This is a genomic window from Pseudomonas borbori, from assembly GCF_900115555.1.
Classification (GTDB): Bacteria; Pseudomonadota; Gammaproteobacteria; order Pseudomonadales; family Pseudomonadaceae; genus Aquipseudomonas; species Aquipseudomonas borbori.
The window spans coordinates 1-1,208 of record NZ_FOWX01000095.1 but is presented as its reverse complement, the minus strand read 5'-3'; the positions used below and the strand labels follow the sequence as shown (position 1 = coordinate 1,208).

The following is a 1,208-nucleotide window of genomic DNA, read 5'->3' as shown; positions in this document are numbered from 1 at the left end:
CGCCAGGCCAGCCAGGACAATGTCGGCGGTACTCGCCAGGTCGATCTGGCGGCGCGCAACCTGCATCAACTGGGCCTCAAACTCAAGGGCCTGGCGGATCGCTTCCAGCTGTGAATACCCGTTCCGGATCAGGCCAGCGGGCGGCGCCCGCATAAGGAGAGTTGCACGATGATGGCGAAACTGGCCGACCTGCGTATCGGCAACAAACTGTTGCTGGCCTTTGCCCTGCTGATCCTGGGCTTCGGCGCCATGCTGGTGTTCAGCCTGGAGCGCTTCGTGCGTCTGCAGCAAGCCGATGCGGAGGATTTCACCCGGCGTTACGAGCGGGTCGCGGAGACCAAGGATCTGCTGATCAATATCCTCGGCCAGCGCATCGCTTTGCAGTCGGCGCTGGACGGCGATGAGGGCGATTACCTGATGGAAATTCAGCGCAGCAGCGAGCGCAGTGCCCGCTTGCTGGCACGCTTGCGCAGCACCTTGAGCGGCGATCCCGAGGTCGCGATGCTGGTCGATAAACTGGAGGAACAGCGCAGCGTTTTTGCCCATACGCGCGATACCCAGGTGCTGCCGCTGATTCGCAGCGGCAACCGGGAGGAGGCCAGACGCTTGTTCGGTGGCATCCAGAACGAGCGGGTCGATACGATCGCAGTGCTGGGCGAGCAGTTGACCGAACTGACTGCGCTGGGGGTGCGTCAGGGCCTGGAGCAGGCGCAGCAGGCACTGGCGGTCCAGCGCCTGCAGCAGTTGCAACTGGGCCTGCTGCTGGCCGGGCTGGCAGGCGTGTTCGCCTGGTGGTTGAGCCGGCATATCGCCCAGCCGCTGATGCGCCTGACCGGTTGGGCCGAGCGCATCAGCGGCGGCGACATCCCCACGGATATGAGCAGCAGCTCGCGCCAGGACGAGGTCGGCCGTCTGAGCCAGGCCTTCACCCGCATGGGCTTGTACTTACAGGAGTTGGCCGGCAAGGCCGAGCGCCTGGCGCAAGGTCAGTTGCATGAGGATATCCAGGCCGTTTCCGAACGCGATGTACTGGGGCGCGCCTTTGCCACCATGGTGCGCAACCTGCGCGAACTGGTGCAGGAGATGAACGAAGGCATCACGGTGCTGGCCGGTTCCAGCGAGGAGATTCTCGCCGCCACCAGCCAGGTGGCCTCGAGCACCCAGGAAACCGCCACCGCGATCAGCGAGATCGCCACCACGGTGGAGGA

At 64.8% G+C, this 1,208-nt stretch carries 1 protein-coding gene; it reads left to right on the top strand.

Annotated elements, in window-relative coordinates; genetic code table 11:
• Positions 1-168: 168 nt before the first annotated feature.
• On the top strand, positions 169-1,208 hold a 1,040-nt coding region (locus BM315_RS24140), incomplete at its 3' end, for a HAMP domain-containing protein (RefSeq protein WP_141124040.1).